We start from the raw sequence: 12,722 nt of genomic DNA, 5'->3' as shown, positions 1-12,722 counted from the left end.
GTAATTGAATTTGTACATGGCATACGAATCAGAAAGAGAGAAATATAGATGAGTATGTTTTTAGATACAGCCAAGATTAGTGTCAAAGCTGGTCGTGGTGGAGACGGAATGGTTGCCTTCCGTCGTGAGAAATATGTACCCAATGGCGGTCCTTGGGGCGGTGACGGTGGTAAGGGTGGCTCAGTCATTTTCAAAGTTGACGAAGGCTTGCGTACCCTTATGGATTTCCGTTATAACCGTAAATTCAAGGCTAAGAATGGCGAAAAAGGCATGACCAAGGGAATGCACGGTCGAGGTGCTGAAGACCTCATCGTTAGCATCCCGCCTGGTACAACGGTGCGTGATGCTGAGACAGGCAAGGTTATTACTGATATGGTTGAGGATGGCCAAGAGTTTGTCGTTGCTCACGGTGGACGTGGTGGACGTGGAAATATCCGTTTTGCGACACCTCGTAACCCTGCTCCTGAAATCGCTGAAAATGGTGAACCAGGAGAAGAACGTGAACTTCAATTGGAATTGAAGATTTTGGCTGATGTTGGTTTGGTTGGTTTCCCATCCGTTGGTAAATCAACGATTCTCAGTGTGGTAACAGCAGCAAAACCAAAGATTGGTGCCTATCACTTTACGACAATTGTTCCTAACTTGGGGATGGTTCGTACGAAGTCAGGTGAGAGCTTTGCCATGGCTGACCTTCCAGGATTGATTGAGGGGGCTAGCCAGGGTGTTGGTTTGGGAACACAGTTCCTTCGCCATATTGAGCGTACACGTGTTATCCTTCATGTGATTGATATGTCAGCGAGTGAAGGGCGTGATCCTTACGAGGACTATCTTCAAATTAACAAAGAGTTGGAAACTTACAACCTTCGCTTGATGGAACGTCCACAAATTATTGTGGCTAATAAGATGGACATGCCTGGGGCTGAGGAAAACTTGAAAGAGTTTAAGGAAAAATTGGCTGCTAACTATGATGAATTTGATGAGTTGCCACAAATTTTTCCAATTTCAAGTTTGGCTCACCAAGGTTTGGAAAATCTCTTGGAAGCTACTGCAGAATTGCTTGATGAGACAGACGAATTCTTGCTTTATAGCGAAGACGATATGGAGCAAGAAGAAGTTTACTATGGCTTTAACGAGGATGAACGTCCATTTGAAATTAGTCGTGACGACGATGCTTCATGGGTACTTTCTGGTGAGAAACTTGAAAAACTCTTTGTCATGACTAATATGGAACGTGACGAATCTATCATGAAATTTGCACGTCAATTGCGTGGTATGGGAGTTGATGAAGCGCTTCGTGAACGTGGTGCTAAGGATGGCGATATCGTTCGTATCGGTAACTTCGAATTTGAGTTTGTGGATTGACGTTGAAAGACTCTCTAAGTGCTGAAGCACAAGATAGTCTACGGCAGCCGCTATGTCGGACTGCCTATCAACCTCACTAACTGCGTAAGGTCAGTGAAATATAAAAATATTGAAATAAGAGGTTTACAATGGGAGATAAACCGATATCCTTCAGGGATAAAGATGGAAACTTTGTTTCTGCGGCCGATGTTTGGAATCCAAAGAAACTTGAAGAACTCTTTACACGCTTAAATCCTAACCGAAAACTCCGTCTTGAACGTGAGCGTTTGGCAAGGGAAGAAGCAGCGAAACACCCTGAATTAAATGAAGAAACAGAGCAAGTCTAGCACTTGCTCTGTTTTTCTTATCCAAAATGGTAATCAAAAACAGCTACTCTAGCAAGAGTAACTGTTTTGATAATTAGGCGTTTAGAACCTTGTCCAAGAATTCTTTCAAACGTGGGTGTTGTGGGTTATCAAAGATTTGATCTGGAGTACCATCTTCGAGGAACTCACCGTCCGCAGTAAAGATTACTCGGTTGGCAACTTGACGAGCAAATCCCATTTCGTGAGTAACGATAATCATGGTCATACCTTGCTCTGCCAATTCTTTCATAACGTTAAGAACGTCTCCGACCATTTCAGGGTCAAGGGCAGAAGTCGGTTCGTCAAAGAGCATGATATCAGGATTCATTGCCAAACCACGTGCAATTGCCACACGTTGTTTTTGTCCACCTGACAAGCTATCTGGCGTTGCATCGGCCTTGTCAGCAAGTCCAACACGATCAAGAAGATCCATAGCTAATTTATCAGCTTCTTCCTTGTTCATACGTCCGAGTTCAACAGGTGCAAATGTCACGTTTTCAAGGACTGTCATATGTGGGAAGAGGTTGAAATGTTGGAAGACCATCCCGATATTTTCACGGGCTTTGTCAAGATTTGTCTTAGAATCTGATAATTCATAGCCATCAACGACTACTTTACCAGATGTCACTGTTTCAAGTAGGTTAAGCGTACGAAGGAAGGTTGATTTACCTGAACCTGAAGGACCGATGATACATACAACGTCACCTTCGTAGAATTTGGCGTCAATGCCTTTAAGGACTTCATTGTCGCCGTATGATTTGTGCAAGTCCTGCACATCGATTTTCAATTCAGCCATTATTTAAGTCTCTTTTCTAGTCGTTTAGCCAATTTCGTCAAGCATGTGATGATGACCAAGTAAAGGATGGCCAAGATCGCATACATACGGAATGATTGGTAGTTACGAGCAATGATGATTTTACCAGTTTGGAAGAGTTCAACCAAACCGATAGCTGATACGATAGTCGTATCTTTCAATGAGATAACAAATTGGTTGATGAAGTTTGGCAACATCAAGCGAACCGCTTGTGGCAAGATAACCTTACGCATTGTTGTATTGTAAGGGACACCCAAGCTTCGGCTAGCTTCCATCTGACCAATAGGAACAGCTTCGATACCACCACGTACAATTTCGGCAATGTAAGCACCACCGTTAAGTGAGAGGGCAATTGTCGCTGCCACAAAATCATTGATTGGTGATTGGTGACCAGTGATATTTTCAATCAAGTTAGGAATACCCCAGTAGATGAAGGCTGCAACGATCATCAATGGGATACCACGAACCACGTCAACAAAGACTTGCGAAATCACGCGGAGTGTCTTGTTTGGTGCAACTGCCATCATACCGAAGATAACACCGATAATCATGGCAATAGCAAATGAAAGAAGGGTCAATCCAAGGGTAATTCCAAGACCTTGGAGAAGTTGTTTGTAGTTGTTTTTAATCAAGCCTACGATGGTTGTTTCATCGGTAGCTTTTTTTGAGATTCCTTCTTTTGATTTGTTGCTATCGAGGTATTTATTGATAATCTTATCGTAAGTACCATCTTTAACGATAGCAGCCAAACCATTGTTGAACATCTCAATCAACTCAGGATTAGCACCTTTTTTAACGGCAAAGCCGACTTCACCAGTGGCAATACCTTCGATTGGTGTTGTAAAGTTACGTCCCTGTTGGATAGCGTATAGAAGAACGGCTTCGTCATCCATAAGAGCATCGATTGAACCAGAGTTCAAGCTGTCGTACATAGTAGAAGCTTCATCGTAAGCACGAACAGTAAAGCCATACTCACCAGCGTGGTCTTCCAACCATGAGTATGATGATGTACCATTCTTAGCTCCTACAGTCTTACCTTTAAGATCCTTGTAAGATTTAACCTTACTTCCTTTAGCTACAGCCAAACGAATGTTTGATGTGTAGTAAGGATCAGAAAAGTCAAAGATTTGTTTACGAGCATCAGTGATGGTCATACCAGCCAATACGGCATCAGCTTGGCTAGATTGTACAGCATTAAGTGATGCATCGAAACCAGGGTTTGTCAATTTGACATTGAAACCTTGGTTTTTAGCAATGGCATTGATGATATCGACATCGATACCTACATATTTACCAGAACCATTTTGGTATTCGAATGGAGCAAAAGATGAGTCCATTGAGATAGTGTAGGTTTCCTTAGCAGGAGTGGCTTTTGCGTTAGCATCACCAGTCAATTTAAGATCTGCTGAAGGTTTTGATGAAGAAGACTTTTCTGAGTCACCCAACCATTTGTTCATGATTTTGTCGTAGGTGCCGTCTTCCTTCATTTCCTTAAGAGCTTCGTTGAAGTCTTTGATAAGATTTTCGTGTTTTCCACCTTTTTTAACAGCGAAAGCGAAGCTACCGATAGATTCAGGCTTAATGTTGATAGCGTAGTCTTTTCCTTGACCAATAGCGTATTTAACAACCGGTGTGTCGTCCATAGCTGCGTCAACAGAACCAGAATCCAAGCTGTTGTTCATCAAGTCGCTAGTGTCAAAAGTTTTAACTGTGAAACCATATTTGCTAGCGTTTTTATCAAGCCAAGTTTGAGCAGCGGTACCGTTTTTAACACCGACTGTTTTACCCTTCAATTGTTTGTAGTCGCTGACTTTATCGCTACTACGTGTGTAGATAACAATTGAGGTGTCGTAATAAGTGTCTGAGAAAGTAAATACCTTCTTACGTGCGTCGGTAACAGTAGTACCGGCCATAAGGGCGTCAGCTTGGCCTGATTGAACAGCATTGACAGCTGCGTCGAAACCAGGGAAGGTTTGGTTAACGTCCCAATTTTTACGTTTGGCAACTTCGTTGATAATATCAACGTCGATACCCTTGTAGGTCTGATCAGAATCTTTGAATTCAAATGGGGCATAGGCTGTATCTGAAACGACTGAGATAGTCTCGGCAGATACCTTAGCTCCGAAAACAAAGAAAACTGACATGACACTCAAGAAGAGTGTCAGAAGTTTTTTCTTCATTATAAAAAGTCTCCTTTATAAAATACCTTCCTATTCTATCAAAAAAAGGTCTTGTTATCAAACTTCTTGGAGTTTGATGTTAGGAAATGTAACAAGGTTCGTTAGATATGAGAAGAGTTTTAGAAGAATTTGACAAGCTTGTGTCAATTAGTTACACTGTAATCGAATACATGTAAGATTTGTTACAGGAGCTAAAAAAATGAAGAAACGTATGCTTGAGAAATATACTAGCCTATATGATAAAGTCCCAAGTTGGCTGATGATTATGCTGTCCTGTTTTATTGCCTTTGGTTATGTCCTCATAGGTGGATTTCTATCAGGGATTGTTGTGGGAATTCCAGTGGCTATTGTCCTTTGGTTCTTAGTATTAAATGGCAATATTCAGTTCCAGGATATAAATACGATTTCCTATAAATTGTTTTCAACCTTGTATTTTCAGTTGGGAACCTTTGTCTTCACTGCCTTAGCTATCTTTTTCTGGGTTAAAGTTGTTGAAAAACGCCCCATTCGTACACTTGGATTTTTTAAGGGTCATATTTGGTTGAACTTGCTTAAGGGGTGGGGATTTGGGACTCTACTCTTGTTAGTTAGTTTCCTTGGGACTTATTTACTTGGAGGGTTAGAATTTGTAAAAGTGGACTTTTCTCAGAGAACAGTCCTATATATACTATCCCTAATACCTTTCTGGTTTATCCAAGGTGGAACCGAGGAACTGGTGACACGTGGTTGGTTGCTTCAGACGGTGACTAATAAATTAAACCTTTCTTGGGGAATTGCTATTTCAAGTTCTTTCTTTTCAATATTACACCTAGGAAATCAAGGTGTTACCGCCTTGTCCCTCATCAGTATTGTTCTAGTGGGTGTTCTCATGGCTCTTTACATGCTCAAGACAGATAATATCTGGGGAGTCGCTGCCCTTCACGGTGCTTGGAACTTTGCGCAAGGAAATCTAGTTGGCGTGTCAGTTAGTGGACAGAATGCAGGTGGCAGCTTATTGCACTTTCAGGCCAGGTCAGGCGTGCCTGATTGGTTGTCAGGTGGGGCCTTTGGCCTAGAAGGTAATATCGTTACCTGTGTGGTTTTGGTGGTAGGTATCATCATCCTTCGATTACAATTGAAGAAAGAAAACTTTTAAGGCTGAGTTCAAAGACTCGGTCTTTTTACTTCTGTGTTAAAATAGAAGAAACACTTGGAGGGGACAATATGATAGTTAAGCTTGATAGGGTCATGTTGAAATTGAAAATAGTGGTTGGCCTTATATTTTCCGTCTTGTCTTTATGGATTCTTTGTCCTGAGCTCATTAGAGGTTCTCTCCGTGAAAATCCAGTCAAGCAGTTTCTTGCTATCATTGTTTTATTTTGGCTTTTATTTTCCATTATTCTTCTCATAGACGGTATCGTAAATCTCAAAGGTCATGGAAACCTCTTGGAACTTGATGACAATTTCTTGACCTACTACGGCCAAGCATTTGGACGGAAAACCTTTGACATTCCCCTATCCGAGATTGAATTTGTCAAGAAAGCTTGGACAACACGGATGGAGGATATTGAACGCTCTTCGACGGTGAGATATTCTTTGAAACGCATTGAGCATGTTTTCGACTATGATGCCGAAGTTGATGATAAAAAGAGGTACCAGGTTTTGCTTGTCTTCTTCAAAAATGGTGAGACAGCTGTTACCTATGACAAAAAACTTGGTCATCAATCACGGAAGAAACGTGCCTATGTCGCTAAGATGCGAATGATTCAAATTCCGCTTACAAGTGGAGAAATCTTCTCCGACCAAGAGATGAATGATTACATAAATGAAAGGAAAAACCATGATAGATAGAAAAGAAGACAACCAATTCCATTTGGTTTCTAAATATGAACCTTCTGGGGACCAACCTCAGGCCATCGAAGCCTTGGTGGAGAATATTGAAGGTGGTGAGAAAGCTCAAATCCTAAAGGGGGCGACAGGGACAGGTAAGACCTATACCATGAGTCAGGTCATTCAGCGCGTCAATAAACCAACCTTGGTTATCGCCCACAATAAAACTTTGGCAGGTCAGCTTTATGGAGAGTTCAAGGAGTTTTTCCCAGACAATGCTGTAGAATACTTCGTTTCCTACTATGATTTCTATCAGCCAGAGGCCTATGTACCGTCATCAGATACCTATATTGAAAAAGATAGTTCTGTAAATGATGAAATTGATAAGCTCCGTCACTCAGCGACATCTGCCCTCCTTGAGCGTAATGATGTTATCGTTGTGGCTTCCGTTTCTTGTATTTACGGTTTGGGTTCGCCAAAAGAATATGCCGATTCAGCGGTTAGTCTTCGTCCAGGGCAAGAGATTTCTCGAGACAAGTTGCTCAATGACCTAGTTGATATCCAGTTTGAGCGAAATGACATTGATTTCCAACGTGGGAAATTCCGTGTACGCGGTGATGTAGTCGAGATTTTCCCTGCCAGCCGCGATGAACACGCCTTTCGTGTGGAATTTTTCGGTGATGAGATTGACCGTATCTGTGAGATTGAAAGTTTGACAGGACGCAATCTCGGCGAGGTTGAGCACCTTGTTCTTTTCCCGGCGACTCACTTTATGACCAATGAAGAGCATATGGAAGAAGCCATCAAGAATATTATGGAAGAGATGGAAGCCCAGGTTAAGCAATTTGAAGCTGAGGGTAAGCTCATCGAGGCTCAACGTATCCGCCAGAGGACTGAATACGATGTTGAAATGCTTCGTGAAATGGGCTACACCAATGGTGTTGAAAACTACTCACGACACATGGATGGACGTAAAGAAGGCGAGCCCCCCTTCACCTTGCTTGATTTCTTCCCAGAAGATTTCCTTATCATGATTGATGAAAGTCACATGACCATGGGTCAGATTAAGGGAATGTATAACGGGGACCAGGCCCGTAAGAAGATGTTGGTTGATTACGGTTTCCGTTTGCCATCAGCGCTTGATAACCGTCCACTTCGACGTGAAGAATTTGAGAGTCATGTTCATCAGATTGTCTATGTGTCTGCCACTCCAGGTGACTATGAGATGGAGCAAACTGAGACTGTCGTTGAGCAAATTATCCGTCCGACAGGGCTTCTTGATCCAGAAGTCGAAGTGCGTCCAACCATGGGACAAATGGATGACCTCCTTGGTGAAATCAATGCCCGAACTGAAAAAGGCGAGCGTGTCTTCGTAACCACTTTGACTAAGAAGATGGCTGAAGACTTGACTGACTATCTTAAGGAAATGGGTGTCAAGGTTAAATACATGCACTCTGACATTAAGACTTTGGAACGTACTGAGATTATCCGTGACCTACGTTTGGGTGTCTTTGATGTTCTTATCGGGATTAACCTTCTCCGTGAAGGGATTGACGTTCCTGAAGTTAGTCTGGTTGCTATTTTGGATGCTGATAAGGAAGGCTTCCTTCGTAATGAACGTGGGCTTATTCAAACGATTGGACGTGCTGCCCGAAATAGCGAAGGGCACGTTATCATGTATGCGGATAAGATTACGGAGTCTATGCAAAAAGCCATGGACGAAACAGCTCGTCGTCGTGAAATCCAGATGGCCTATAATAAGGAGCATGGCATTGTTCCACAAACGATTAAGAAAGAAATTCGTGACCTTATTTCGATTACCAAGGCTAATGAAGCAGAAGTGGCAGAGGATACTGTGGACTACAGTGCCATGAACAAGAAAGAACGCCAAGAAGCCATCAAGAAACTTCAAAAACAAATGCATGAAGCAGCAGAACTACTTGACTTTGAATTGGCGGCTCAAATCCGTGATATGGTGCTAGAACTGAAGAGTATGGATTAGAAATACTGGACGTTAGGTTGATGCTTTAGCAAGATGAACTTTCAAAAAAGGAGGCAACATTGAATTCAAGTTGGTTTAAGACAATCTGTCTTTTTATACCAGGTTTTGTTATTTCTTTTCTGATTTATGTTTATTTCCCTACCTTATTTTGAAGTGGTATATTGTTTCCGTTTGAGCTTAACTTTCTTATCTGGTTCCTCTTACTTCTTGCCCATAAGGATCAGATTGCCTATAAGCATCAGAGAAAAATTGCAGCTTTTATTGGTTTAAATTTTAACCTTATTGTATTTCTGTTGCATGCTATGGTAGGTATAAGTGATATGAATGAAGAGAATCCGCGAATTATTTTTGAGCCCTTGTGGATGATAAAAAGAGAACTTGTTTGGATACCAATATTTGGTTATATATTGTTTATGGCTTTCTATGCTTCTATTTATCTGCATTTGCGACATCGAGAGTCGATTAAAAACTAATTGTTAAGATTTTATTTGACTACTTACTAGAAAGGACTATCTATGTCACGTTCACAAGCTACTATTCTGACCAACATGTGTCTCATCGAAGATGGTCATGGAAATATTGTCATGCAAATTCGCGATCCCAAGCGTTATTACTGGTCGGGAGCAGCCCTACCCGGTGGCCATATCGAAGCACATGAAGGTCTGGTAGAATCAGTTATCCGTGAGGTTAAAGAAGAAACTGGCTTGACCATCAAAAACCCTAAATTAGTTGGTATGAAGCATTTTTACACGACAGATGATGAGCGTTATCTAGTATTCCTTTATAGAACTTCGGATTTTGAAGGAAAAATCCATTCAACAGAAGAAGGCGAAGTTCGCTGGGTTGCTAGAGAGGATGTTCCTAAGATGGACTTGGCTTATGACATGATTAATCTCCTTCGTGTCTTTGAAAAAGACAATCTCTCAGAACTTTTCTATCGGGAGCGACTCGAAAATGACTTTATCCGAGAATTTTGGTAATAATATGAACTATTTATTCAAATGAATGAATAGTTTTTTTGTCGTTAAAATCAGATAGAAGAGCTTTAAATAAGCATTTTTTAGATTTTGTAATGACGATAAAATTAATAAAAATGAAAATTTTAATCAATAAAAGTTCATTTTTTCATTGACAAATGCATAATAATACATTATTATACTTACATAAGTTAATAAATATAGAAAAGAGATTGATTATGAAAACATGGAAAAAACTTTTGTTGGGATTTGCAGGGATCTTTGCTTTGACGACTTTAGCAGCTTGTTCTTCGTCGAAGGACACTTTGGAAAAGGTACAAGATAAAGGAACTTTGACAGTTGCTCTTAATCCACACTTTGCTCCTTTTGAATTCAAGACAATCCAAAATGGTAAGGATACGATTGTTGGAGCTGATGTCGAAATTGCTAAGGCTATTGCAGATGAGCTTGGTGTAAAAGTCAAATTCTCTGAAATGTCTTTTGATAATGTCTTGGCCAATGTTCAATCTGGTAAGGCAGACATTGCCATTTCAGGAATCTCAGCTACTGAAGAACGTCAAAAAATCTTTGATTTCTCAGATACCTACTATGAGTCTGAAACAGTTCTTGTTGTTAAAAAAGATGCGACAGGAACTTACAAACAAACCGGTGATTTTGCTAAAAAATCTGTAGCCGTTCAAAAAGGTTCTATTCAAGAAAACATCGCCAAAGCCAACTTGTCAGATGCTAATGTGGTATCCTTGGCACAACCTGGTGAAGCTATCAATGAATTGAAATCTGGTCAAGTTGAAGGAGTGGTTCTTGAAAAAGCCATTGCACAAGGTTATGTAGATCAAAACAGTGATTTAGCTGTGTCAGACATTGCGCTCAAGTCTGATTCAAAAGATGCCTATGCTGTCGCAATGCCTAAAGGAAGCGATAAGCTAAAAGCAAAGGTTAATAAGGTTATCGCTAAACTCAAAAAAGAAGGTAAGATTGACAGCTATGTTCAAGATGCCTATGCTCTTTCACTTAAGAGTTCTACTAAATAAGGGGTTATTATATGAAGAAATTTTGTTTTATCCTTACAGCTCTAGTCGTCACGTGCTTTCTAGTTGCTTGTAGTGGAAGTCAGGGAGTAAGTCCCAAAACGATTAAGGAAAAGAAAAAAATTGTCGTGGCAACAGAATCTGAATTTGCACCTTTTGAGTTCAAATCGTTGGTTAACGGCAAAGATACGCTAGTTGGAGCAGATATCGAGTTGGCCAAAGCTATCGGTGAAAAACTCGGTGTAAAGGTTGAATTTTCCGTGATGTCTTTTGATAATGTTCTTGCTAACGTGCAAAGTGGTAAAGCTGATATCGCCATTGCTGGGATTTCGGTGACAGACGAACGTAAGAAAGTTTATGATTTTTCAGACAGCTACTATACGTCAGAAAATGTAGTGATTGTCAAAAAAGACAAGGTAAATGACTACACAAGCACTGATAGTCTCGCAAAACAAACTGTCGGTACGCAAAAAGGGTCTGTCCAAGAAACCGTTGCTAAGAAACAAATCCCTAAGGCAAGTGTCGTATCACTAACTTCAAATGGTGAAATGATTAACGAACTCAAGTCAGGACAGCTTCAAGCGGTTGTACTTGAGAAGGCCATTGCAGAAGGTTATATCGCTCAAAATGATGATTTAACCCTTGCCAACTTTAATCTCAAGTCGGATGGCACAGATGCTTATGCCGTCGCAACACGTAAAGGTTCGGATGACTTGCTTAAAGAAATCAATGCCGTCATCAAAGAGACTAAGGACTCTGGAAAATTTGACCAATGGTTAAAAGAAGCATCAACCTACAAACAAAGTAAGTAAATTTAAAACTTCCGAGCACCTGAAAAGAGTAAATTTCAGGTGCTTTCATCAACAACGAAAAGTCTTGTTTGGTCCTCGCTTTATTCACTTAAGGGGAGTCTCCAAAAATTCTTAAATCTAAATGGGGAATACCCCATTTTTTATTGAATTCTCTGCTAAAAACAGTTATTATCAAAGTAGGTAAGTCTGTTCAAATAGACAAATGACATCGTATAGAGTGCTTAAGAAAAGCAAGGAGAAACTATGAAGCTACCACGTTTTGGTGTTGAAGAATGGCTTAATGTCCATGAAAAATCTGCCATATATGATATCGCAGGAGTTTCAATTAAGGCCCTCACAATGGAAGAATTATTTGACCTGTCAGGCCTTGATAAGGATGCCTTTTTTGCCCAACTTCTAAAGAAAAAGATGGATTACGGCTGGATTGAGGGGTCACCAGAGTTCAAAACTCAAGTGGCTAGCTTATACAAGAACATGCCGGTTGATAATATCCTCCAAACCAATGGGGCTACAGGAGCGACGATGCTAGCCCTTTATGCGCTTATTGAGCCTGAGGACCATGTCATCTCCATGTATCCAACTTATCAACAGCTCTATGACATTCCTAAGTCACTAGGAGCAGAAGTGGATCTCTGGGAAGTTGAGGAGGACAAGGGCTGGTTGCCTGATTTGGAGCAACTACGTCGTCTGATTCGTCCCAATACCAAGATGATTTGCATTAACAATGCTAATAATCCGACCGGTGCCCTTATGGATGCTGCTTACCTTGAGGACCTAGTGGCTATCGCCAAAGAAGTGGGTGCCTATATCTTCTCAGATGAGGTCTATCGCAGTTTTGACCAGCCTGCACCTTCTATTGTTGATTTATATGAAAAGGGAATTGCGGTCAACAGTCTTTCAAAGACCTATTCGATTCCTGGTATTCGAGTTGGTTGGGTAGCTTCTAATACTGAGGTGGCAGACATTCTGCGGGACTACCGCGATTACACAATGATTTGTGCCGGTGTCTTCGACGATATGGTGGCTACCCTTGTCCTGGAAAATAAAGAAGCCATCCTAGAGCGTAATCGTCAGATTGTAGAGGAAAATCTAGCTCTTATGGATGAATGGATTGCCAAGGAACCTAAGGCTAGCTGGATTCGTCCTGCCCGTGTGTCAACTTCCTTCGTCAAATTAGATGTTGACCGTCCCATTGAAGAGTTCGCCTTAGAGCTTCTTCAGGAGTATGGTGTGCTTGTGGTTCCAGGTAACCGTTTTGACAAGGAGTCACATGTTCGCATTGGTTATTGTTGCGATAAGGAGGTCCTTCAAAAGGGCTTGGAAAAACTGTCGCAATTTCTTAATAAATGTTGACAATACCACTAATTTTAAGTAAAATAAACGAGCAAAAATTA

At 41.0% G+C, this 12,722-nt stretch carries 11 protein-coding genes; 9 read left to right on the top strand and 2 right to left on the bottom strand.

Annotated features, from left to right (window positions below):
* The first annotated feature begins 48 nt into the window (after positions 1-48).
* Positions 49-1,362, top strand: a complete 1,314-nt coding sequence (obgE, locus tag HMPREF1519_RS08160) for a GTPase ObgE (RefSeq protein WP_022496325.1) — start codon at positions 49-51, stop codon at positions 1,360-1,362.
* Positions 1,363-1,490: 128 nt separating this feature from the next.
* Positions 1,491-1,688 (top strand): hypothetical protein, encoded by a 198-nt coding sequence (locus HMPREF1519_RS08155; RefSeq protein ID WP_002884415.1) that lies wholly within the window; start codon positions 1,491-1,493, stop codon positions 1,686-1,688.
* A gap of 73 nt (positions 1,689-1,761) precedes the next feature.
* Here HMPREF1519_RS08155 and HMPREF1519_RS08150 read toward each other — a convergent pair whose 3' ends face one another.
* Both HMPREF1519_RS08150 and HMPREF1519_RS08145 read right to left on the bottom strand, forming a co-directional pair.
* On the bottom strand, positions 1,762-2,502 hold the full coding sequence (locus HMPREF1519_RS08150; RefSeq protein ID WP_022496326.1) for an amino acid ABC transporter ATP-binding protein: 741 nt from the start codon (positions 2,500-2,502) through the stop codon (positions 1,762-1,764).
* On the bottom strand, positions 2,502-4,700 hold the full coding sequence (locus HMPREF1519_RS08145) for an ABC transporter substrate-binding protein/permease (protein WP_022496327.1): 2,199 nt from the start codon (positions 4,698-4,700) through the stop codon (positions 2,502-2,504). The genes HMPREF1519_RS08150 and HMPREF1519_RS08145 overlap by 1 nt, the downstream gene beginning before the upstream one ends.
* 199 nt (positions 4,701-4,899) lie before the next feature.
* Here HMPREF1519_RS08145 and HMPREF1519_RS08140 point away from each other — a divergent pair, with 199 nt between their 5' ends.
* The 7 genes from HMPREF1519_RS08140 (at position 4,900) to HMPREF1519_RS08105 (ending at position 12,681) form a co-directional block, all read left to right on the top strand.
* Complete coding sequence (locus tag HMPREF1519_RS08140) at positions 4,900-5,835, top strand: CPBP family intramembrane glutamic endopeptidase (protein ID WP_037611861.1); 936 nt, start codon at positions 4,900-4,902, stop codon at positions 5,833-5,835.
* Between the two features lie 68 nt (positions 5,836-5,903).
* The gene (locus tag HMPREF1519_RS08135) at positions 5,904-6,530 is read left to right on the top strand and encodes a hypothetical protein (RefSeq protein WP_037611859.1); all 627 of its coding nucleotides are present in this window, start codon (positions 5,904-5,906) and stop codon (positions 6,528-6,530) included.
* Positions 6,520-8,511, top strand: a complete 1,992-nt coding sequence (gene uvrB, locus HMPREF1519_RS08130) for an excinuclease ABC subunit UvrB (RefSeq protein ID WP_022495733.1) — start codon at positions 6,520-6,522, stop codon at positions 8,509-8,511. Before HMPREF1519_RS08135 ends, uvrB begins: the two co-directional genes overlap by 11 nt.
* Before the next feature lie 515 nt (positions 8,512-9,026).
* The gene (locus HMPREF1519_RS08120) at positions 9,027-9,491 is read left to right on the top strand and encodes an 8-oxo-dGTP diphosphatase (protein WP_037611855.1); all 465 of its coding nucleotides are present in this window, start codon (positions 9,027-9,029) and stop codon (positions 9,489-9,491) included.
* Positions 9,492-9,706: 215 nt separating this feature from the next.
* Positions 9,707-10,519, top strand: coding sequence for a transporter substrate-binding domain-containing protein (locus tag HMPREF1519_RS08115; protein WP_022496612.1), 813 nt, complete (start codon positions 9,707-9,709; stop codon positions 10,517-10,519).
* Between the two features lie 11 nt (positions 10,520-10,530).
* Positions 10,531-11,328, top strand: a complete 798-nt coding sequence (locus tag HMPREF1519_RS08110; RefSeq protein WP_022496613.1) for a transporter substrate-binding domain-containing protein — start codon at positions 10,531-10,533, stop codon at positions 11,326-11,328.
* Between the two features lie 243 nt (positions 11,329-11,571).
* Positions 11,572-12,681 carry an aminotransferase gene (locus tag HMPREF1519_RS08105; RefSeq protein ID WP_022496614.1) on the top strand — a complete coding sequence of 370 codons (1,110 nt, stop codon included), beginning with the start codon at positions 11,572-11,574 and terminating at the stop codon, positions 12,679-12,681.
* Positions 12,682-12,722: the final 41 nt, after the last annotated feature.

Origin of the sequence: Streptococcus sp. SR4, assembly GCF_000517725.1 — a bacterium.
Lineage (GTDB): Bacteria > Bacillota > Bacilli > Lactobacillales > Streptococcaceae > Streptococcus > Streptococcus salivarius_F.
The sequence above is the reverse complement of the archived record's forward strand: the minus strand, read 5'-3'. Positions and strand labels throughout refer to the sequence as shown.

What these genes read in the sequence shown, in the direction of transcription:
- HMPREF1519_RS08120 (WP_037611855.1), top strand. Translation starts at nt 9,027, where the DNA reads ATGTCACGTTCACAAGCTACTATTCTGACCAACATGTGTCTCATCGAA.
- HMPREF1519_RS08140 (WP_037611861.1), top strand. Translation starts at nt 4,900, where the DNA reads ATGAAGAAACGTATGCTTGAGAAATATACTAGCCTATATGATAAAGTC.
- HMPREF1519_RS08105 (WP_022496614.1), top strand. Translation starts at nt 11,572, where the DNA reads ATGAAGCTACCACGTTTTGGTGTTGAAGAATGGCTTAATGTCCATGAA.
- HMPREF1519_RS08145 (WP_022496327.1), bottom strand. Translation starts at nt 4,700, where the DNA reads ATGAAGAAAAAACTTCTGACACTCTTCTTGAGTGTCATGTCAGTTTTC.
- HMPREF1519_RS08150 (WP_022496326.1), bottom strand. Translation starts at nt 2,502, where the DNA reads ATGGCTGAATTGAAAATCGATGTGCAGGACTTGCACAAATCATACGGC.
- HMPREF1519_RS08115 (WP_022496612.1), top strand. Translation starts at nt 9,707, where the DNA reads ATGAAAACATGGAAAAAACTTTTGTTGGGATTTGCAGGGATCTTTGCT.
- HMPREF1519_RS08110 (WP_022496613.1), top strand. Translation starts at nt 10,531, where the DNA reads ATGAAGAAATTTTGTTTTATCCTTACAGCTCTAGTCGTCACGTGCTTT.
- obgE (WP_022496325.1), top strand. Translation starts at nt 49, where the DNA reads ATGAGTATGTTTTTAGATACAGCCAAGATTAGTGTCAAAGCTGGTCGT.
- HMPREF1519_RS08155 (WP_002884415.1), top strand. Translation starts at nt 1,491, where the DNA reads ATGGGAGATAAACCGATATCCTTCAGGGATAAAGATGGAAACTTTGTT.
- uvrB (WP_022495733.1), top strand. Translation starts at nt 6,520, where the DNA reads ATGATAGATAGAAAAGAAGACAACCAATTCCATTTGGTTTCTAAATAT.
- HMPREF1519_RS08135 (WP_037611859.1), top strand. Translation starts at nt 5,904, where the DNA reads ATGATAGTTAAGCTTGATAGGGTCATGTTGAAATTGAAAATAGTGGTT.